Here is a 747-nt window from a genome sequence, read left to right on the forward strand (position 1 = left end):
CCACCGCCGTCGACGCATCGCCCGTGGCCTCGGCCCGGAACCCGTTCGCCGTGGCCTGCAGGCCCACCGCCACCGACTCGGCGCCGGTCGCCGTCGCATACGCCCCTTCGGCCTGCGCTCCTTCGCCAAACGCGCTCGAGCCCACTTCCACCGCCGTCGCGTTCTGACCCACCGCCACGCTCTGGTCGCCCAGCGCCTGCGCGTTGTCGCCCAGCGCCGTGCTGCTGATCCCGACCGCCAGCGCATTGAACCCCACCGCGGTGGCGTTGTCGGCCAGCGCGTTGGCACCGCTGCCGTATGCCGAAGCGCCGGCGCCGATCGCATTGGTCGCCTCGCCCGCCGCCGTCGCGTTGTCGCCTTCCACATACGCGCCCGCATCGCTGTCCGCGCTGCCCGAGGCCTGGAAGTACTTGTCCGTGTTCTCCGCCACCGCCGCCACTTCGTTCAGCTGCGACACGTTCACCGCATCGGTGTCCTCCGTGCCCGCCGCCACGTTCGTAATCTGGCGCTCGCTGCCCACGTCGCCCACCGATACCGTGTTCTCGCGGTCCGCAAACGAGCCCTGGCCCAGCGCCACGCTGCCATCGGCCTCGGCCGTCGCATCGCCGCCCAGCGCCAGACTGTTCTCGCCGACCGCCGGGGCGAAGTTGCCCACCGCCGTGGCGTTGGTCCCCGGCGCCCAGGCGCCGCCCCCGACCGCCACGCTGTAATCACCCGAGGCCTCGGTCGGGATGAACCCGAAGAACG

1 pseudogene is annotated in these 747 nt (G+C 72.3%); it reads right to left on the minus strand.

Annotated elements, in window-relative coordinates:
• A pseudogene (locus tag CSC70_RS13850) lies at nt 1–747 on the minus strand (ESPR-type extended signal peptide-containing protein); the annotation flags it as partial.

The organism is Pseudoxanthomonas kalamensis DSM 18571, assembly GCF_010211745.1.
Lineage (GTDB): Bacteria > Pseudomonadota > Gammaproteobacteria > Xanthomonadales > Xanthomonadaceae > Pseudoxanthomonas_A > Pseudoxanthomonas_A kalamensis.